At 72.5% G+C, this 18993-nt stretch carries 16 protein-coding genes; 13 read left to right on the forward strand and 3 right to left on the reverse strand.

Going from position 1 to position 18993, the window contains the following annotated elements; genetic code table 11:
* Window positions 1-57: 57 nt before the first annotated feature.
* Window positions 58-1617, forward strand: a complete 1560-nt coding sequence (locus tag Bra3105_RS12605) for an AbgT family transporter (protein WP_228357065.1) — start codon at window positions 58-60, stop codon at window positions 1615-1617.
* Window positions 1618-1657: 40 nt separating this feature from the next.
* Here Bra3105_RS12605 and Bra3105_RS12610 read toward each other — a convergent pair whose 3' ends face one another.
* Complete coding sequence (locus tag Bra3105_RS12610; RefSeq protein ID WP_228357066.1) at window positions 1658-1897, reverse strand: hypothetical protein; 240 nt, start codon at window positions 1895-1897, stop codon at window positions 1658-1660.
* Window positions 1898-2300: 403 nt separating this feature from the next.
* Window positions 2301-3014 carry a pyridoxamine 5'-phosphate oxidase gene (gene pdxH, locus Bra3105_RS12615; protein WP_228357067.1) on the reverse strand — a complete coding sequence of 238 codons (714 nt, stop codon included), beginning with the start codon at window positions 3012-3014 and terminating at the stop codon, window positions 2301-2303.
* 249 nt (window positions 3015-3263) lie between these two features.
* Here pdxH and Bra3105_RS12620 point away from each other — a divergent pair, with 249 nt between their 5' ends.
* The 7 genes from Bra3105_RS12620 (at window position 3264) to Bra3105_RS12650 (ending at window position 12352) form a co-directional block, all read left to right on the forward strand.
* A complete protein-coding gene (locus Bra3105_RS12620) occupies window positions 3264-4904 on the forward strand; it encodes an ABC transporter substrate-binding protein (RefSeq protein ID WP_228357068.1) in 1641 nt (546 codons plus the stop codon).
* Complete coding sequence (locus Bra3105_RS12625; RefSeq protein ID WP_407650880.1) at window positions 4901-6025, forward strand: ABC transporter permease; 1125 nt, start codon at window positions 4901-4903, stop codon at window positions 6023-6025. The genes Bra3105_RS12620 and Bra3105_RS12625 overlap by 4 nt, the downstream gene beginning before the upstream one ends.
* Before the next feature lies 1 nt (window position 6026).
* On the forward strand, window positions 6027-7079 hold the full coding sequence (locus Bra3105_RS12630; RefSeq protein WP_228357069.1) for an ABC transporter permease: 1053 nt from the start codon (window positions 6027-6029) through the stop codon (window positions 7077-7079).
* Window positions 7076-8797, forward strand: a complete 1722-nt coding sequence (locus tag Bra3105_RS12635) for an ABC transporter ATP-binding protein (RefSeq protein WP_228357070.1) — start codon at window positions 7076-7078, stop codon at window positions 8795-8797. The genes Bra3105_RS12630 and Bra3105_RS12635 overlap by 4 nt, the downstream gene beginning before the upstream one ends.
* A gap of 443 nt (window positions 8798-9240) precedes the next feature.
* Window positions 9241-10458 carry an acetyl-CoA C-acetyltransferase gene (locus tag Bra3105_RS12640; RefSeq protein WP_228357071.1) on the forward strand — a complete coding sequence of 406 codons (1218 nt, stop codon included), beginning with the start codon at window positions 9241-9243 and terminating at the stop codon, window positions 10456-10458.
* Window positions 10458-11798, forward strand: a complete 1341-nt coding sequence (locus Bra3105_RS12645) for an acyl-CoA dehydrogenase family protein (protein ID WP_228357072.1) — start codon at window positions 10458-10460, stop codon at window positions 11796-11798. The genes Bra3105_RS12640 and Bra3105_RS12645 overlap by 1 nt, the downstream gene beginning before the upstream one ends.
* Before the next feature lie 113 nt (window positions 11799-11911).
* Window positions 11912-12352: a hypothetical protein gene (locus tag Bra3105_RS12650; RefSeq protein ID WP_228357073.1), complete on the forward strand. Its 441-nt coding sequence runs from the start codon at window positions 11912-11914 to the stop codon at window positions 12350-12352.
* A 34-nt stretch (window positions 12353-12386) separates the two neighbouring features.
* Here Bra3105_RS12650 and Bra3105_RS12655 read toward each other — a convergent pair whose 3' ends face one another.
* Window positions 12387-12785 (reverse strand): VOC family protein, encoded by a 399-nt coding sequence (locus Bra3105_RS12655; RefSeq protein WP_228357074.1) that lies wholly within the window; start codon window positions 12783-12785, stop codon window positions 12387-12389.
* 177 nt (window positions 12786-12962) lie between these two features.
* On the opposite strand from Bra3105_RS12655, the gene Bra3105_RS12660 reads away from it, so the two are divergent.
* The 5 genes from Bra3105_RS12660 to Bra3105_RS12680 all read left to right on the forward strand — a co-directional run bounded on the left by Bra3105_RS12660 (window position 12963) and on the right by Bra3105_RS12680 (window position 18957).
* A complete protein-coding gene (locus Bra3105_RS12660; RefSeq protein ID WP_407650881.1) occupies window positions 12963-13658 on the forward strand; it encodes an NUDIX hydrolase in 696 nt (231 codons plus the stop codon).
* Between the two features lie 61 nt (window positions 13659-13719).
* Window positions 13720-15144 carry a quinolinate synthase NadA gene (gene nadA, locus Bra3105_RS12665; protein ID WP_228357076.1) on the forward strand — a complete coding sequence of 475 codons (1425 nt, stop codon included), beginning with the start codon at window positions 13720-13722 and terminating at the stop codon, window positions 15142-15144.
* The gene (locus Bra3105_RS12670) at window positions 15141-16931 is read left to right on the forward strand and encodes an L-aspartate oxidase (RefSeq protein WP_228357077.1); all 1791 of its coding nucleotides are present in this window, start codon (window positions 15141-15143) and stop codon (window positions 16929-16931) included. Before nadA ends, Bra3105_RS12670 begins: the two co-directional genes overlap by 4 nt.
* Window positions 16925-17785: a carboxylating nicotinate-nucleotide diphosphorylase gene (nadC, locus tag Bra3105_RS12675; RefSeq protein WP_228357078.1), complete on the forward strand. Its 861-nt coding sequence runs from the start codon at window positions 16925-16927 to the stop codon at window positions 17783-17785. The genes Bra3105_RS12670 and nadC overlap by 7 nt, the downstream gene beginning before the upstream one ends.
* Entirely contained in the window at window positions 17785-18957 is a 1173-nt protein-coding gene (locus tag Bra3105_RS12680) for a cysteine desulfurase family protein (RefSeq protein ID WP_228357079.1), read from the forward strand. Before nadC ends, Bra3105_RS12680 begins: the two co-directional genes overlap by 1 nt.
* Window positions 18958-18993 lie beyond the last annotated feature (36 nt).

Genomic DNA, 18993 nt, shown 5'->3' on the forward strand with positions numbered 1-18993 from the left:
GCGCCGTGCAGCACCACCCATCACGAGCTGACCCCCCGACGAAGCGAGGTCGATCCCATGATCTCACCGTCCGCCCCTCCCGCACCCACGAGCACCACCGATGCCGACACCCGGCTCCCGCGCACGCTGCGGGTGCTCGGCGTCGTCGAGCGCGTCGGCAACGCGCTGCCGCACCCGTTCTGGCTGTTCTGGATCCTCGCCGGGATCCTCGGGATCGCGAGCGCCGTCATGTCGGCCCTCGGCGTCTCCGTGATCAGCCCGGCCGACGACAAGAAGGTGGTCGTCGAGAACCTGCTCAGCGGCGACGGCCTCGCGATGGCGATGTCCACCGCGATCGACAACTTCACGTCCTTCGGCCCGATGGGCACGATCGTCGTGGTGATCATGGGCGTCGCGGTCGCCGAGCACACGGGCTTCCTCTCCGGGCTCATGCGCGTGAGCGTCTCGCGCGTGCCGTCGTGGCTTGTCGTCTTCGCGGTCGCCTTCGCCGGCACCATGTCCCACGTCGCGAGCGCCGCCGCCTACGCGATCCTCGTGCCCCTGGGAGGCGTCGCCTTCCGCGCCGTCGGCCGTTCCCCGATCCTCGGGATCGTGGTCGCGTACACCTCGATCGCCTCGGGCTACGACGCGAGCCCGATCCCCACCCCGAACGACACGATCTTCGCGGGCATCACGACCGCTGCGGCGCGGATCATCGACCCCGACGCGTACGTCTCCCCGCTCAGCAACTGGTTCTTCAACATCGCCTCGTCGCTGCTGCTGGCCGTCGTGATCACCCTGGTGACCAACACGCTGCTGGCCAAGCGCCCCGACCTCGAGGCCGATGAGGACGCCGAGGTCGACGAGGCGTCCCTCGAGATCTCCGCCCGCGAGCGCCGCGCGATGCTGTGGGCGATCATCGCCCTCGTGGTCGTCGCGGTCCTCGTGGCGATCGCGGTGGTGCCCGCGTCGTCCCCGCTCCGCGGCGAGGACGGCACCCTGGACGACTCCCCGTTCCTCAACGGCGTCGCGGTCCTCGTCGGCTTCGCCTTCGCCCTCGCGGGCATCGTCTTCGGCGTCCTCGCGGGGACCGTCACCTCGGCGGCCGACGTCCCCGCGCTGATGGCGCGCGGCGTCAAGCAGATCGCGCCCGTGCTCGTGCTGTTCTTCTCCATCGCGCAGTTCCTGGCCTACTTCGACTGGACCCACATCGGCGACGTCATCGCCGTCGAGTCCGCGCAGGTCCTCAAGACCACGGGCGTGCCGCTGCCGCTCGTGTTCCTCATGGTCCTGGCCCTGCTGTCGGTGGTGAACGTCCTGGTCACCTCGGGTTCGGCCATGTGGTCGATCGCAGCTCCGGTGCTCGTGCCGATGCTGATGCTCGTGGACGTCCCGGCCGAGACCACGCAGGCGCTGTTCCGCATCGCCGACTCCGGCTCCACGGCGATCACGCCGATGAGCCCCTACTTCGTCCTCGCCCTCGGGTTCCTCCAGCAGTACCGGAAGAAGGCGGGCATCGGCACGCTCGCGGCCTTCACGCTGCCCCTCGCCGTGTGCATGACGCTCGCGTGGACCGTCCTGTTCTTCGCCTGGTGGCTGCTGGGGATCCCGCTCGGTCCGGGCGCCCCCGTGCGCTGACGACCGCGCGATCCGGACCCGAGTCCGTCCCCGCCCGTGCTCAGGCCGAGAGCAGCAGGTGGGGGCGACCGGCCGCCCGGTGACGGCCGGCGGCGCGCCGGCGGTCGGAGCGGTGCTGCGCGCGGGCGGCGAGCTCGTGGCGCAGGGCGGCCGCGGCCAGGCGCTGACGCCGCCGATCCTCCGCGCTGCGCTCGGCGCGGATCCGGCGCAGCTCGTCGAGGGCGCCGGGCTCCCCGAGGGCGGCGTCGAGCGGACGGTAGGTGATCAGGTGCGTGCTCATGCCCCGACCCTCCCGCGCCCGGCCCGCGTCCTCCCCGTGATCGGGCTGTGCCGTCCCTGTGGACGACACGCGGTGCCGTGCGGCGGGCCGGCCGGTGCGACTGGTGGGACCGGGGCGATCGGGGCGACCGGTGCGGGAGGTCCCGCTGGTCGCGGGGCGGGGAGCGTGGCCGTCGGGGGAGGGGTCGGAGTGGTGGCGGAGGCGGCGGAGCAGGTCGTCGAAGAACATGCCTCAAGGCTCGCGCCGTGCGGACGCGCGCCGCATCGCTCCGCGGTCGTCTGCGGCTCGGACTGCGGGCGGATCCCGGGGAGGAGCGCGCCATACCGGAGCGTGAGCGCCGGGGCCCGGAGTCCCGGGGCCCCGGGGCCCCGTCGAACCGGTCCCGCGGGACGCCCCCAGGCGGTCAGGGCTGCAGGCGCACCCGCTCCCAAGCCCCATCGGTCGGACCGTCGGTCGCTCCGGCCCCGTCGGCCCGCCGGTAGACGATGCGATCGTGCATGCGGCCGCCGCGGCCCTGCCAGAACTCGATGCGGTCGGGGACGAGGCGGTACCCGCCCCAGTGCGGAGGGCGGGGGACCTGTTCCTCGTCGGAGAAGCGGGCCTCGACCTCGGCGTACTGCGCGTCGAGTTCCTCCCGCGTGCCGATCTCCCGGGACTGGTGGGAGGCCCAGGCGCCCAGCTGGGAGGCACGCGGTCGACGCGCCCAGTAGGCGTCGGACTCGGCGTCGGCCGCGTCCTCGATGCGCCCGTCGACCCGCACCTGCCGCTGCAGCGGGTACCAGGGGAACAGCATGGTCGCCCACGGGTCGGCGGCGATCTGCTCGCCCTTCGCGGAGTCCTTGTTCGTGTAGACCACGAATCCCGCGGCGTCGTGCGCCTTCAGCAGCACGGTGCGCGAGCGCGGGCGGGGGTCCCCGTCCTCGGTGCGGTCGACGGTGGAGAGCACGAGCGCCGTGGGATCCGGCAGGTCGCCGCGCTCCTCGCGGCGCGTGAACGCCTCCTGCATCCAGGCGTCGAACAGCCCCATCGGGTCCGCGGGGGCGGCGTCGGCCAGGGATCCGCCGAGGTAGTCGTTGCGATCGTCCGCGAGATCCGGGACGGGGTGCGAGTCGCTCATGCCCCATGAGTACGCCTGCGGGTCGCCGCGCGCAACACGGTCCGCCGCGCGCGGCGACGCCCGTGCCGCATCATGACGGCGCCGCTGTCCCACGTCACGATTCGGCCACGGGATCGACCCTTCGTCCACAGGACGCGACCCTCGCGCGCACCGGGTGCTAGGTTTCCGTCCACCATGCGCCGTGGGGCACAGGTCACATTCGCGCCCAGCGCCCGCCCCGCCCCCGTCACCCCCCATCGGAGGATCCCCATGTTCGACGCAGCTCTCACTCCTCGCCGCCGCACCGTGCTGCTCGGTCTCGCCGGCGTCCCGGTGCTGCTGACCGCCTGCGCCCAGACCAGCGACGACGGCGGCGACGGCGGTGGCGGGGGTTCGTCGGACTCTCTCACCGTGGGCACCACCGACAAGGTGACCGCGCTCGACCCGGCCGCGGCGTACGACAACGGCTCCTCGACGGTGTGGACCCAGGTCTACGGGTACCTGCTGAACACCAAGATCGGCTCGAAGGACGGCAAGCCCGAGCCTGACCTCGCCGAGTCCGCCGAGTTCTCCTCGGACACCGTGTTCACCGTGAAGCTCCAGGAGGGCCTCACCTTCGCCAACGGCAACGAGCTGACCAGCGAGGACGTGAAGCACACCTTCGACCGGCAGCTCGCGATCGCGGACCCCAACGGCCCCTCGAGCCTGCTCGCGAACCTCGAATCGGTCGAGGCGAAGGACGATCTCACCGTCGAGTTCCACCTCAAGGAGCCCAACGACCAGACCTTCCCGTACGTGCTCACGAGCCCCGCTGGCCCGATCGTCGACAAGGACGTCTTCCCGGCCGATAAGGTCCTCGCGGACGACGAGATCGTCAAGGGCAAGGCCTTCAGCGGCGCCTACCAGATCGCCAGCTGGAAGCTCAACGAGCTGGTCGCCTTCCAGGCGTTCGACGACTACAAGGGGATCTACGGGAAGCCGAAGACCTCGGACGTGTCCCTGAAGTACTACGCCGACCAGAACAACATGAAGCTCGACATCCAGCAGGGCAACGTCGACTGCGTGTTCCGCTCGCTCTCGGCGACCGACATCGAGGACCTCAAGAAGGACTCGAAGGTCGCCGTGCACGACGGCCCCGGCGGCGAGATCCGCTACATCGTCTTCAACTTCGACACCATGCCCTACGGCGCGAAGACGAAGGACGCGGACGCGAAGAAGGCCCAGGCCGTGCGCCAGGCCGCCGCGGACCTCATCGATCGCCAGGCGATCGCGACCTCGGTCTACAAGGACACCTACACCCCGCTGTACTCATACATCCCCGAGGGTCTGCCGGGCGCGGGCGACCAGTTCAAGACCATGTACGGCGACGGCTCGGGCAAGCCCGACGCGGCCAAGGCGAAGAAGCGCCTGTCCGACGCCGGCGTCGAGACCCCCGTGAAGCTCAGCCTGCAGTACAACCCCGACCACTACGGCAGCTCCTCGGGCGACGAGTACGCGGCGGTGAAGTCCCAGCTCGAGGCCGACGGCCTGTTCGCCGTGGACCTGCAGTCCACCGAGTGGGTCCAGTACTCCAAGGACCGCGTGGCCGACGTCTACCCGGCGTACCAGCTGGGCTGGTTCCCCGACTACTCGGACGCCGACAACTACCTCTCGCCGTTCTTCATCAAGGACAACTTCCTGGCCAACCACTACGACAACGCCGAGGTGCAGAAGCTCATCGAGCAGCAGCGCGGCACCCAGGACGCCGCCGAGCGCGAGAAGCTCTTCGTCGAGATCCAGGACAAGGTGGCCACGGACGTCTCGACCCTGCCGCTGCTGCAGGGCGCCCAGATCGCCGTGTCCACGAAGGACCTGCAGGGCGTCACCCTCGACTCGTCCTTCAAGCTCCGCCTCGCGCCGCTCGCCCCGTGACCGCGGACCTCACGCGCAGCGCCACGGACGAACCGGCCGCCGCGGGGGGAGCCGGCCCGTCGGCCCCCTCCGCGACCGCCGGCCGCGGCCGGCGCGGCGGCGGGGGACTGGGCCGCTACATCCTCACGCGCTTCCTGCTGATCATCCCCACCGTGCTGATCCTGATGACGGTCGTCTTCTTCCTCATGCGGATCACCGGCGACCCGATCACCGCGGCCCTCGGCGGGCGCCTGACCCCTGATCAGCTCGCCCAGCGCCGCGCCGAGGCCGGCTACGACCGGCCGCTGATCATCCAGTACCTCGACTACCTGTGGGGCGTGGTCCGCGGCGACTTCGGCACCACCTACACCGACCGCACGCCCGTGGCGAAGATCCTCACGGAGTACGGCGGGGCGACCGCGGAGCTCGTCATCTACGCGGTGGTCGTGGCGCTCGTTATCGGGGTGCCGCTCGGCATGCTCGCGGCCCGCGCCCGGGACCGCTGGGGCGACCTCGCCCTGCGCGTCCTCGCGATCCTCGGGTACGCGACCCCGGTGTTCTTCGTGGGGCTGCTGCTCAAGCTCGTGTTCTCCGTGGGCCTGGGCTGGCTCCCGGTCGCCGGGCACATCTCCAGCCGGGGCGAGCTGACGATGGGGAAGATCCTGAACCCCACCCCGTTCTACCTGCTGGACGCGATCCGCCTGGGGGACGTCTCGCTGCTCTGGGACGTCATCAGCCACGCGATCCTCCCCGCGATCGCGCTGGGCCTGCTCACCGGCGGGATCTTCCTGCGCCTGGTGCGCACGAACATGATCGGCACCCTCGAGATGCCCTACGTCGACTCGGCGCGCTCCCGCGGCGTGCGGGAGTCGCGCCTGACCACGCGCCATGCCCTGCGCCCCGCGCTGATCCCGATCATCACCGTGATGGGCATGCAGATCGCGATGATGCTGGGCGGCGCCGTGCTCACCGAGACCACCTTCGAGTGGAAGGGCCTGGGCTACATGCTCGCCGAGTACATGACCGCCCGCGACTACGTCGCCGTGCAGGGCATCGTCATGATGCTCGCGGTCATCGTCGCGATCTCGAACTTCCTGGTCGACGTGATCGCCGCCCTCATCGACCCCCGAGTGAGGTACTGAGATGACGATCCCCCCGCCCCAGCCTCCCGGCGAGTCCCCCTCCGCCCAGGAGGGCACCGAGCTCGCCGCCGAGGCCGCCGTCGTCGCCGCCACGGCCCGCGAGCGCTGGTACCTGCGCCTGCCGATCATCAGCCATCTGCGCCGAAGCGTCGGCCTGCAGAGGGGCATGCTCGTCGCGGGCCTCGTGCTCGTGCTCGGCCTGCTCCTCACGGCGCTGTTCGCACCGCTGCTCGCGCCCTACGGCTTCGCCGAGACCTCGGCCGACGGCGCCTCCTTCGGCACCCAGCAGCCGCCGTCGGGCGCGCATCCGCTGGGCACCACCGTCGCCGGCTACGACGTGCTCTCGCGCGTCATCTGGGGCACGCGGACGGCCGTGGCCGTGATGGCCTGCGCGGTCGTGCTGTCCCTGTTCATCGGGGTCGCGCTCGGACTGATCTCCGGATACGTGGGCGGCTGGCTCGACCGGATCCTGGTGATGCTGGCCGACGCGATCTACGCCTTCCCCTCCCTGCTGCTCGCGATCGTCATGTCGATCGTGATCTCCGGCGGCCAGTCGAGCGCGGGCGGCGGCATCCTCGCCGCGGCCATCTCGATCACCGTGGTGTTCGTGCCCCAGTACTTCCGGGTCATCCGCGCCGAGGTGGTGCGGCTGAAGGCCGAGCCCTTCGTCGAGGCCGCGAAGGTCATCGGCACCGGGCACCGGCGCATCATGGGCACCCACCTGCTGCGCAACTCCACCCGCACCCTGCCGCTGATCTTCACCCTCAACAGCTCCGAGGCGATCCTGACCCTCGCCGCGCTGGGCTTCCTGGGCTTCGGCATCGAGCCGACGAGCGCCTCCGAGTGGGGCTACGACCTCAACCGGGCCATGGCCGACGCGACCTCCGGCATCTGGTGGACGGGCCTGTTCCCCGGCCTCGCGATCGTCGCCGCCGTGCTCGGCGTGACCCTGGTGGGCGAGTCCATCAACGACCTCAACGACCCGCGCCTGCGCGTGCGGCGGAGGCGGCGGGGCGGCCCCGCAGGAACCACCTCGACGGAGGCCACGGCATGAGCGAGATCCTCGACGAGCGCACGAGCGGGTCCGCGAGCGCTCCGGCGCGTCTGGCGATCCGCGACCTCGACGTCACCTTCGCGACCGACGCCGGGGAGGTCCACGCGGTCGACGGCGTCAGTCTCGAGGTTGCGCCGGGCGAGATCCTCGCCGTCGTCGGCGAATCGGGCTCGGGCAAGTCCGTGACCGCGCGCAGCATCCTGGGCCTGCTGCCGGAGACGGCCGAGGAGTCCGGCGCCGTGCTGGTGTCCGGCACCGACGTCGTCGGCCTCGGCGGCGCGCGCCTGCGCGCGCTGCGCGGCGAGGACGTGTCGATGGTCTTCCAGGAGCCCTCGAGCGCACTGAACCCGGTGTTCCCGATCTGGTGGCAGATGGGGGAGGGGCTGCGCGCCCACCAGCCGAAGCTCACGCGCAAGCAGATCCGCGCGAAGGCGATCGAGGCGCTCACGGCCGTCGGCATCCCCGACCCGGCCGAGCGCATCGACCGCTACCCGCACGAGTTCTCCGGCGGGCAGAAGCAGCGCATCATGATCGCGATGGCCTTGGCCCTCGAGGCGGAGCTCATCGTGGCCGACGAGCCCACCACCGCCCTCGACGTCACCGTGCAGGCCGAGATCCTGGACCTGCTGCGCGACGTGCGCGACCGTTTCGGCACCTCGATCATCGTCATCACCCACAACATGGGGGTCGTCGCCGACCTCGCCGACCGCGTGGCCGTCATGCACCACGGCCGCGTCATCGAGCAGGCGGGCGTGCGCGAGCTGTTCGCCGAGCCCCGCGAGGAGTACACGCGGAACCTGCTCGAGGCCGTCCCGCACCTGGGGCGCCGCAGCGCCTGGAGCGCCCTGTCCCGCGAGCAGCAGGAGACGATCGAGTCCGCCGAGCCGCTGGTGACCGCGAAGAACCTGGTCATCGAGTATCCCGGCCGACTGGGACGACCCGCCTTCCGCGCGGTCGACGGCGTGGACCTCGCCATCCGCCGCGGCGAGGTCTTCGGCCTGGTGGGGGAGTCCGGCTCGGGCAAGACCACCATCGGCCGCACCATCGCGGGCCTGGAGAAGGCGACGGGCGGCAGTCTCACGGTGCTGGGCCACGAGATGCTGGGCCTGCGCGAGCGGGCCTTCAAGCCCGTGCGGCGCCGCATCGGCTTCGTCTTCCAGGACCCCGCGACCTCCTTCAACCCGCACCTGACCATCGAGGAGTGCATCGCCGAGCCGCTCGCCGTGCACGAGCGCGGCCTGTCCGCCCAGGCGCGCTCGCAGAAGGTGGGGGAGCTGCTCGAGGCCGTCGAGCTGCCCGCCGGGCACCGCCGCCGCTACCCGCACGAGCTCTCGGGCGGGCAACGACAGCGCGTCTCGCTCGCGCGCGCCCTCGTGCTGGATCCCGAGCTGCTCATCGCCGACGAGCCGACGAGTGCGCTCGACGTGTCCGTGCAGGCCACGGTGCTCGAGCTCTTCCGCGAGCTGCAGGAGCGGCTGGGATTCGCCGCCCTGTTCATCAGCCACGACCTCGCCGTCGTCGACTCCCTCGCCCACCGCATCGGCGTCCTCTACCGCGGCCGTCTCGTGGAGCAGGGGCACGGCCCGGACGTGCTGCAGGATCCGCAGGACCCGTACACGAGGCGCCTCATCGCCTCGCTGCCGGTGCCCGATCCGGTGGAGCAGGAGCGCCGCCGGATCGCGTTCGCCCAGGAGTTCGGCCCGGCAACCGAGCGCTGACCCGCGCGACGGCGGCGCTCGGCCGCTGATGCTGCCGAGGTCGAGCCCGGCGTCCCCGGGGGCGTCCGCGGCCCCGGTCCGGCGGGTCTCGGCCATGACCAGCGTCGATGGGGACTTCTCCCCATGGTCGGATGTCGGTGGTCGGACCTAGTGTTCGAGGTGCCCCCACGGGGGATCGGGCTGATGCCCGGTGGGGAGCGGACGATCGGCTCCGCGCGACGGAGGGGGTCCGTCGGCGCGGGGCCGAGTTCGTCGACCGGATGAGCGGCCCGCGCGTCGTCCCGCTCCGCCCGGCCCCGCCTCGATCGCGCTGATTGGCACAGGTACCTGAAACCGTTAGTATCAGGAACGGTCGGTATCGGTATCCGTTCTGCGGTGCGCCTGCGCGCGGCACCTCCGTCGGACCCGGGGCCGGCGCCCCCACACCCGTCGAAGGAGACACCGTGCCCGAGGCCGTCATCGTCGCCGCTGCCCGCTCGCCCATCGGCCGCGCCCGCAAGGGCTCTCTCATCTCGATCCGCCCCGACGACCTCGCCGGGCAGATGATCGGGGCGGCCCTCGAACAGGCCCCCGGCCTCGACCCCGCCACCATCGACGATCTGCAGCTGGGCTGCGCGATCCCCGAGGGCTACCAGGGCGGCAACCTCGCCCGCACCGTCGCCATCCGCCTGGGCCTGGACACCGTGCCCGGCGCCACCGTCACCCGCTTCTGCGCCTCGAGCATCCAGACCACCCGCACCGCCTTCCACGCGATCCGCGCGGGCGAGGCGCACGCCGTGATCTCCGCCGGCGTCGAGTCCATCTCCATGAGCAGCGGGAAGCTCATGGAGGAGGACGACCGCGACCCGCTGTTCCGCGACGCCTGGGAGCGCACCGACAAGCGCGCGAGCCGCGAGATCCCCGCCCCGTGGCACGACCCGCGGGAGGACGGCGACCTGCCCGACCCGTACATCCTCATGGGCCAGACCGCCGAGAACGTCGCCGAGCTGCGCGGCATCACCCGCGAGGCGCAGGACGAGTTCGCCGTGCGCTCGCAGAACCGCGCCGAGGCGGCCATCGCCTCCGGATTCTTCGACCGCGACATCACGCCGGTCACCCTGCCCGACGGCACCGTCGTCTCCGCCGACGACTCCCCGCGCGCGGGCGTCACCTACGAGTCCGTCTCCCAGCTCGACCCCGTCTTCCGTCCCGGCGGGACGATCACGGCGGGCAACTGCTGCCCGCTGAACGACGGCGCCGCGGCGCTCGTCGTCATGTCCGACGAGCGCGCCCGCGAGCTCGGCCTCACCCCGCTCGCGCGGGTCGTCTCCACCGGCGTCTCCGGTCTCAGTCCGGAGATCATGGGCCTCGGCCCCGTCGAGTCCACCCGCCGCGCCCTCGACCTCGCCGGCATGAGCATCGGCGACATCGACCTCGTCGAGCTCAACGAGGCCTTCGCCGCCCAGGTCATCCCCTCCGCCGACGACCTCGGCATCGACCACGACAAGCTCAACGTCCACGGCGGCGCGATCGCGCTCGGCCACCCCTGGGGCCAGACCGGCGCCCGCATGACCACCACCCTCATCCACGGCCTGCAGGAGCGCGACGGCGCGCTGGGCCTGGCCACGCTGTGCGTCGGCGGTGGCCAGGGCATGGCCCTGATCCTCGAGAGGATGTCCTGATGACCACGACCGACCACCCCGGCCAGCCCCAGACCCCTCCGGCCCCGAGCACCGACGCGGGCGCCGCCCGCTCCGAGCGCGCCGGCGACGCCGCGACCGGCATCGGCCCCGGCCCCGTCGTCTCGGCCCCCGACCCGACCGCCGCGACTCCGGCCGAGCTGCTGCCGATCGAGGCCGACCACTTCGCCCTCTTCCAGGACGTCGCCGGAGAGGATCTGCGGGCTTGGGCCGACGCACGCCGCCTCGCGGAGGACCTCGAGCGCCTGAACGAGGCATGGGATCGCGCCGAGTACCCGACCGAGCTGATCGCGAAGCTCGGCGACCTCGACCTGCTCACCGACGGGCTCGACGTCCCCGGGCACCGCGCGCTCAGCCCGCTCGCGGCGGGCCTGGTGAACATGGAGCTCTCCCGGATCGACGGGTCGCTCGGCACCATGGTGGGCGTCCAGGGCGGTCTCGCCCTGCGCTCGATCGTGCTGCTGGGCTCCGATGCGCAGAAGGAGCGCTGGGTCGAGCCCCTGGTCGCCGGCCGCGAGTTCGGCGCCTTCGCCCTCACCGAGCCCGACCACGGCTCCGACTCCGTCTCGCTCGAGACCACCGCCCGTCGCGACGGCGATCAGTGGGTGCTCAGCGGCCAGAAGCGCTGGATCGGCAACGGCGTGAACGGCCACGTCTCCGTGGTCTGGGCGCGCGTCGACGACCCGAGCGACGAGACGCTGCACGGCCAGGTCTCCGGGTTCCTCGTCGCCCAGGACCTCCCCGGCTACGAGGCCGAGGTCATCACCGGCAAGGTCGCCCTGCGCGCCATCCACCAGGCGCACATCCGCCTGGACGACGTGCGCGTGGGGCTGGATGCGCGCCTGCCCGGCGCGCGCTCCTTCAAGGACACCTCGAAGGTCCTCTTCGCGACCCGCGCGGGCGTCGCCTGGGGCGCCCTCGGGCACGCCACCGCCTGCTACGAGGCCGCCCTCGAGCACGCGCGCACCCGCATCCAGTTCGGCCGGCCCCTCGCCAAGGCGCAGAACGTGCAGGTGCGCCTGGCGGACATGCTGCAGACCCTCACCTCCATGCAGCTGTACTGCACCCGCCTCGCCGAGCTCGAGACCGCGGGAGCGATCAGCCCCGAGCAGGCGTCGCTCGCCAAGGTGCACAACACCCGCGCCGCGCGAGAGATCGCCTCGAACGCCCGCGACCTGCTGGGCGGCTCCGGGATCCTGCTCGAGAACCGCGTGGTGCGCCACCGCAGCGACATCGAGGCCCTCCACACCTACGAGGGCACCGACACCATGCAGTCGCTCATCGTGGGCCGGAAGGTGACCGGGGTCAGCGCCTTCGTGTGACGCGATGACCGGCCCGCGCGAGGGGGCGGGCCGGTCCGAGGGTCGACGCGCGAGGGCGTGGGCCGACGCGCGGGGGCGGGTGCGGGCCCGTCGGACCGCGGGATACTGCCGCCATGGACTTCGATGTCGACGACGCCGCCACCCTGATGGCGCTGCTGGACGAGAAGCGTCCGAGGCTCGTCACCCAGTCCCTGCTCTCGGGGTGGGACATGCTGCAGACCGACCTCCCCTCCCGCGAGCGGATCGAGAGCGCAGCCGCCGTCCTCGTGGGCACCGGCCTCGCCACGGTCGACGCGGACTGGGGGATGCAGCTCACCGCCGAGGGCGCACGGATCCGTCGAGCGGTCCCCGGTCGCGGCCTCGGCATGCGCCAGATCCCGGGGATCCTGGGTGCGCAGCTGCGGGAGAGGGACGTGGCGCGCGCCGACCTCGTCCTGCCTGCCTCCCTCTACGACGCGGCGTTCACCGCGTACATGGACGCCGCCGCGCACCGCGAAGAGCGCGCCTACCGCCGGCACTGGTGGGAGACCTGGAAGCCCCGTCGGCAGGACTGAGGCGATTACAGCGCCCGGACACCGCGCCGCCCGGTCACCGCATCGCGGCGATCTCCTCGTCCGAGTGCAGGATGCAGAACTCGTTCCCCTCGGGATCGGCCAGGACCACCCAGCCGCTGCCGGGACCGTGGATGCCGCGCAGATCGGCCACCTGCGTCGCGCCCAGCTCGAGCAGGTGCGCCAGCTCCTGGTCCTGCGTGTCACGACGCGGACGCAGGTCCAGGTGTAGGCGGTTCTTGATGGACTTCGCCTCGGGCACCTCGAGGAACAGCAGGGTGTGGCCGGTCTCGGGATCGTGGATCGCGCACTCCTCGTGGCCCGGGAAGTTCGGGTCCTCGGGATCGTCGACGTACCCGAGCACCTTCTTCCAGAACTCCGAGAGCGCGAACGCGTTCGCGCAGTCGATGGACGTATGGGAGACGTAGCTCGTCATGACCCCATCGAACGCCGGGGATGCGTGGGCGGCAAGGGGATTGCCGTCGACGGGCCCCGACTTAGAGTCACCTGACCGGTGACGGCGGTCACAGCTCCTCGTCACAGCGCCCGTGTTCGGGTCATCGCGACCATAAGGTCTCCGCAACCGTAAAGGTCCGCGTGACTTTAACTGGAGGTGACCGCTGTGGCCGATCCCGTCTCCCTCGCCGTCTCGACGGTGATCTTCGCGCTGCGCCCCCATCCCAACACCCGTCTGCCGGTGCTCTGGGTCCCGCTCGTGCGCCGCATCCGCGACCCCCACCAGGGGAAATGGGCACTTCCCGGAGGTCCGCTCGGCGCCAGCGAGGGGCTCGCGGCATCGGCGGGCCGGACGCTGCGGGAGACCACGAGGCTCACCCCGCGCTACCTCGAGCAGCTCTACGCCTTCGGGAGCCTGGACCGTGCACCGTCGGCCGCGGAGCGCACCGTCTCGGTCGTCTACTGGGCGCTGGTGCGCTCCGAGGAGGCCGACGCGAGCCTCGAGTCGGTCAACGTGCGCTGGTTCGTCGCGGACGAGCTGCCCGAGCTCGCCTTCGACCACTCGCTCATCGTCGAGTACGCGCTGTGGCGACTGCGCAACAAGGTCGAGTACTCCCGCATCGCCGCGGCCTTCCTGGGGGAGACCTTCACCCTCGCCGAGCTGCGCGCCGTCCACGAGGCCGTGCTTCGCCGGCGCCTGGACCCCGCGAACTTCCGTCGTCAGACGGAGGCGAGCGGACGACTCGTCCCCACGGGCGAGTACCGCGCCGGCGGCCGTCACCGCCCCGCGCAGCTCTTCCGCCATGACGAGTCCATCCACCTCGCCGACAACGGCCCGCTCACCGGCCTCTGACCGGCACCCATCGCCCCAGCACTCATCGCCCCACCGCCCCCCTCACACCCTGGAGAACCCGATGACCACCACCGCCTCGGTCGACCTCACCATCCGCGACATCTCGACGGGCGCCGCCCGCGGCAGCACCTGCTCGACCGCGCTGCTGGACGCGCCGTGGGACGTGGACGCCGGGCCCTCCACGTACGGCCCCGGCGCCTCCCAGGCCGACCCGATCCCGCGTGCCGCGCCTCGCCAGGGCGGCATCCCCGAGCGCTACCGGCAGGCGAGCCGCGAGGAGCTCGACCGGCGCATCCGCGCCGCGAAGGCCGAGCTGGGGGACAGGGTCGTGGTCCTCGGCCACTTCTACCAGCGCGACGAGGTCGTGCAGTACGCCGACTACGTGGGCGACTCCTTCCAGCTGGCGAACGCCGCGAAGGCCCGCCGCGAGGCGGAGGCGATCATCTTCTGCGGCGTGCACTTCATGGCCGAGACCGCAGACCTCCTCTCCGGCCCCGAGCAGGCGGTCATCCTGCCGAACCTCGCCGCCGGCTGCTCGATGGCCGACATGGCCGACATCGACCAGGTCGAGGAGTGCTGGGAGCAGCTCATGGAGGTCTACGCCGACGAGCTCGGCGGGACGGAAGGGCCCGGCGCCGCCGACGGAGCGGGCGCGGTCGACGGGGACGACGTACCCGCCCCCGTCATCCCCGTGACCTACATGAACTCCTCCGCGGCGATCAAGGGCTTCGTGGGCCGCCACGGCGGGATCGTGTGCACGTCCTCGAACGCGGCGACCGTGCTCGAGTGGGCCTTCGCGCGCGGCCGACGCGTGCTGTTCTTCCCCGATCAGCACCTGGGCCGCAACACCGCGAAGGCGATGGGGATCCCGCTCGAGCAGATGCCGATGTGGAACCCGCGCAGCCCGCTCGGCGGCAACGACGAGCAGACCCTGCGCGACGCCCGGGTCGTGCTCTGGCACGGCTTCTGCTCGGTCCACAAGCGCTTCACCACCGCCCAGATCGACAAGGCCCGCGCGGAGCATCCCGGCGTGCGCGTGATCGTCCACCCCGAGTGCCCCATGCCCGTGGTCGATGCGGCCGACGAGGCCGGCTCCACGGACTACATCCGCAAGGCCATCGAGGCGGCCGAGGAGCCCACGACCTTCGCGATCGGCACCGAGATCAACCTCGTCCAGCGTCTGGCCGCGCAGCATCCGCAGCACACGATCTTCTGCCTCGACCCCGTGGTGTGCCCGTGCTCGACGATGTACCGCATCCACCCCGGCTACCTCGCCTGGGCCCTCGAGTCCCTGCTCGAGGGCGAGGTCATCAACCGCATCACCGTCGGCCCCGACGTCGCCGATCCCGCCCGCCTCGCCCTCGAGCGCATGCTCGCGGCGAAGCCGGGAGCCGTCAGCGACGGAGCGAGAGGGGCGACCGGCGCGGCCGCAGAGAACGGCGCGACCAGCGCGGCCGACGCTCCGTCCGACGCCGCGCGCGCATGACCCGCGACCTGCGGGCCGACGTGCTCGTCGTCGGCTCCGGCATCGCAGGGCTGACGGCCGCCCTGCGCGCCGCCCGCACCTCCCGCGTGCTGCTCGTGACCAAGGGGGCGATCGACGACTCGGCGACCGCGAAGGCCCAGGGAGGGATCGCCGGAGCCCTGGATCCGGAGGACTCGCCCGCCCAGCACGCCGCCGACACGCACATTGCGGGGGCGGGCCTGTGCCTCGAGGACGCCGTGCGGGTGCTCTGCCAGGAGGGACCGGCGCGGATCCGCGAGCTCATCGACCTCGGCGTCGCCTTCGACCGGGTCGAGGGGGACGCCGAGGACCCCGACCTGCCGTACGCGATGGGCCTGGAGGGCGCGCACTCGCGGCCCCGCATCCTGCATGCCGGAGGGGATGCGACCGGTCGGGCGATCGAGGATGCCCTGGTCAGGGCAGTTCGACGCGCACCGATCGAGGTGCTCGAGCAGACGGCGCTCGTCGATCTGCTGGTCATTGTGCCGAGCAGTGCCCTGTCCGGTCCCGGCGCCGCACGGGTTTCTGACACTCCGGACGTTCCCGCGGGAACGCCTTGCCCCGCTGCGCGGGACGAGGAGTATCAGTCCGCGAACCGTGGCGAGCGCGGGCACGGGCACGGGCGCGGGCCCGAGCGCGCGCCCCGCGTCGTCGGCGCCACGTTCCTCGGTGCCGACGGGGCCCCGCTCGAGGTCCGCGCGAACGCGGTGGTCCTCGCGACCGGCGGCGCCGGGCAGCTGTACTCCCACACCACGAATCCCGAGGTCGCCACGGGGGACGGCGTCGCCGCCGCCTGGCGCGCGGGCGCGCGCGTCGCCGACCTCGAGTTCGTGCAGTTCCACCCCACGGCCCTCACCGGCAGTGCCTTCCTCGTCTCCGAGGCCGTGCGCGGAGAGGGCGCCGTCCTGCGCGATGTCGAGGGCCGGCGGTTCATGCTCGACATCGACCCGCGCGCCGAACTCTCTCCCCGCGATGTCGTCGCCCGGGCCATCGCCCGCGTCATGGCCTCCCAGCACGGGCACCCCGTGCTGCTGGACGCGACGGACATCGGCCGTGCCGAGCTCGCCCGACGCTTCCCGACCATCGATGCCGCCGTGCACGCAGCGGGGCTCGACTGGGCGTCCCGGCCGATCCCGGTGACCCCGGCCGCCCACTACGCGATGGGCGGGATCCGCACCGACCTCGACGGGCGCGCGAGCCTCCCGGGCCTGTTCGCCGCGGGGGAGTGCGCCTGCACCGGTGTGCACGGCGCGAACCGCCTGGCCTCGAACTCGCTGCTCGAAGGCGCCGTCTTCGGCGCGCGCGCCGGAGAGACCGCGGCTGTCGAGGCAGCTGGATCGGCTGCTGGGTCGGACGCTGAGTCGGACGCAGCACCTGCCGCAGCCTTCGCGGCGCTCGCCGCGGTGCCTGCAGCGGGGCCCGCATGGACGCGCCGCGATCTGCAGGGGCTCATGTGGGAGCGCGTGGGGCTGCTGCGCACAGGCGATCGGCTCGCGCACGCCGCCCGGGTCCTGGACGGCTGGTCCGCCCCGGCGCCCAGCACCGTGGCCGCGGTCGAGGATCGCAACCTCCTGCATCTCGCGCGCCTCACGGTCGCGGCGGCCCGCGCCCGCACGGCTTCCGCCGGTGCCCACCACCGGCTCGACGATCCGTCGGCCGCGGAGGGAATGGCCCAGCACTCGCCGGTCCCCGCCCCGTCGGCCGCTCCTGCTCGCGAAACCCGTCCCGCCCCTGCTGCCCGCACTCTCCAGGAGGTCCCCGCATGCTGACCAGCGCCCACATCGACCGCGTCGTCTCCGCGGCGCTCGCCGAGGACGCGCCCTGGGGCGACGCCACCTGCGAGACCTTCCTCCCCGCGGACGCCCGCGCCGCGGCGCGGCTCACCGCCCGTGAGGCCGGGGTGCTCGCCGGCATCGACGTGGTCCGCGCCGCCTTCCGGCTCACGGACACGTCGGTCCAGGTCGCCGCCCATGCGGCCGACGGGGAATCCTTCGCCGCCGGCCAGGTGCTCGCCGAGATCGAGGGTCCCGCGCGCGCCGTCCTCCAGGCCGAGCGGATCGCCCTGAACTTCGCCCAGCGCATGTCCGGCATCGCGACCCTCACCCGCGCCTTCGTCGACGCGGTCGAGGGGACCGATGCGCGCATCACCGACACCCGCAAGACCACTCCCGGCCTGCGCGCCCTCGAGCGCCATGCGGTGCGCTGCGGCGGCGGCGTGAACCACCGCTTCTCCCTCTCCGACGGCGTGATGGCCAAGGACAACCACCTCGCGGTGCTGCGCAGCCGGGGCCTCGACCTCACCGAGGCGATCCGCGCCGCCCGCGAGCGCCTCGGGCACATGACGCGGCTGGAGGTCGAGGTGGACCGCATCGATCAGATCGAGCCCGTCCTCGCCGGCGGCGTCGACGTCATCATGCTCGACAACTTCTCGCTCGCCGACCTCGAGCGCGGCGTGGAGATCGTCGGCGGCCGGGCCATCGTCGAGGCCAGCGGCAACGTCACCCTCGAGACCGTCGGGGACATCGCCCGCACGGGCGTCGACGTGATCTCCTCCGGCGCCCTCACCCATTCGGTGCGCAGCCTCGACCTGGGGCTCGACGCGACGGTGAGCGCCGCCCGGTGATGCTGTATCTCGACGCCGCCGCGACCGACGCGGTGCGGCGCGAGGCCCTCGAGGCCGCGTGGCCCTACCTGACCGGAGTGTTCGGCAATCCCTCGAGCCATCACAGCGCAGGGGAGGCCGCCGCCGCGGGGCTCGCCGACGCCCGCTCCCGTGTCGCGTCCGTGCTGGGTGCTCGCCGCAGCGACGTCGCCTTCACCAGCGGGGGCAGCGAGGCCGCGAACCTCGCGATCAAGGGACTGGCGCTCGCGAACCCACGCGGGAAGCACCTGGTCACCTCGCCCATCGAGCATGAGGCCGTGCTCGGCAGCATCGATCATCTGCGGCGCGTGCACGGCTTCGAGGTCTCGTTTGTGACCTCGTCGGCCGACGGGACGATCACCCCCGAGGCCCTGCGCGAGGAGCTGCGCGAGGACACGACCCTGGTCTCCCTCGCGTACGCGAACAACGAGGTGGGGGTCGTCTCGGACGTGCCCGCGCTCGCCGAGGAGGCGCACCGGGTCGGCGCCCTCCTGCACACCGACGCCGTCCAGGCGGCAGGCTGGCTCGACCTGCGCGGGCTCGGCGCGGACGCGCTGACGATCTCTGGCCACAAGCTCGGCGCGCCCAAGGGGATCGGCGCCGCGATCATCCGCGGCCGTCTCCCCCTCGAACCCCTCGTGCACGGCGGCGGGCAGGAGGGCGGCCGACGTTCGGGCACTGAGAACGTCGCCTTCGCGGTCGCGCTCGCGACGGCGCTCGAGCTCGCCGAGTCCGAGCGCGAGGAGACGGCGACCCGGCTCGCGCCGCTGCGCGACGCCTTCATCGCACGCGTCCTCCGCGCCCGCGAGGGAGCGCTGGTCACGGGGCCGACGGTCGGTGCTGCGGGGGAGGGGCAGTCGTCGGACGCGCCCGCGACTCCGCCGGCCCGCCGCCTGCCCGGCCACGCGTCGTTCTGCTTCCCCGGGACCAGCGGCGAGTCCGTGCTGCTCGATCTCGAGGAGCACGGCGTCATCGCCTCGAGCGGCTCCGCGTGCGCGGCCGGAAGCGACGAGCCCTCGCACGTGCTCACGGCCCTGGGCGTCCCGCGCGAGGTGGCGCAGACGGCCGTGCGCTTCAGCTTCCCCCGCAGTGCGGACGCGCAGACCCTGGAGGCCGCGATCGCGGCGGTGGAGTCCGTGCTGCGGGAGCGGTGAGGACGCGGCCCCGGGGTGGTCCGTCCCGCCCGCGTG

Source organism: Brachybacterium halotolerans subsp. kimchii, assembly GCF_020792675.1.
Lineage (GTDB): Bacteria > Actinomycetota > Actinomycetes > Actinomycetales > Dermabacteraceae > Brachybacterium > Brachybacterium halotolerans.

What these genes read in the sequence shown, in the direction of transcription:
- Bra3105_RS12605 (WP_228357065.1), top strand. Translation starts at nt 58, where the DNA reads ATGATCTCACCGTCCGCCCCTCCCGCACCCACGAGCACCACCGATGCC.
- Bra3105_RS12610 (WP_228357066.1), bottom strand. Translation starts at nt 1,897, where the DNA reads ATGAGCACGCACCTGATCACCTACCGTCCGCTCGACGCCGCCCTCGGG.
- pdxH (WP_228357067.1), bottom strand. Translation starts at nt 3,014, where the DNA reads ATGAGCGACTCGCACCCCGTCCCGGATCTCGCGGACGATCGCAACGAC.
- Bra3105_RS12620 (WP_228357068.1), top strand. Translation starts at nt 3,264, where the DNA reads ATGTTCGACGCAGCTCTCACTCCTCGCCGCCGCACCGTGCTGCTCGGT.
- Bra3105_RS12630 (WP_228357069.1), top strand. Translation starts at nt 6,027, where the DNA reads ATGACGATCCCCCCGCCCCAGCCTCCCGGCGAGTCCCCCTCCGCCCAG.
- Bra3105_RS12635 (WP_228357070.1), top strand. Translation starts at nt 7,076, where the DNA reads ATGAGCGAGATCCTCGACGAGCGCACGAGCGGGTCCGCGAGCGCTCCG.
- Bra3105_RS12645 (WP_228357072.1), top strand. Translation starts at nt 10,458, where the DNA reads ATGACCACGACCGACCACCCCGGCCAGCCCCAGACCCCTCCGGCCCCG.
- Bra3105_RS12650 (WP_228357073.1), top strand. Translation starts at nt 11,912, where the DNA reads ATGGACTTCGATGTCGACGACGCCGCCACCCTGATGGCGCTGCTGGAC.
- Bra3105_RS12655 (WP_228357074.1), bottom strand. Translation starts at nt 12,785, where the DNA reads ATGACGAGCTACGTCTCCCATACGTCCATCGACTGCGCGAACGCGTTC.
- nadA (WP_228357076.1), top strand. Translation starts at nt 13,720, where the DNA reads ATGACCACCACCGCCTCGGTCGACCTCACCATCCGCGACATCTCGACG.
- Bra3105_RS12670 (WP_228357077.1), top strand. Translation starts at nt 15,141, where the DNA reads ATGACCCGCGACCTGCGGGCCGACGTGCTCGTCGTCGGCTCCGGCATC.
- nadC (WP_228357078.1), top strand. Translation starts at nt 16,925, where the DNA reads ATGCTGACCAGCGCCCACATCGACCGCGTCGTCTCCGCGGCGCTCGCC.
- Bra3105_RS12680 (WP_228357079.1), top strand. Translation starts at nt 17,785, where the DNA reads ATGCTGTATCTCGACGCCGCCGCGACCGACGCGGTGCGGCGCGAGGCC.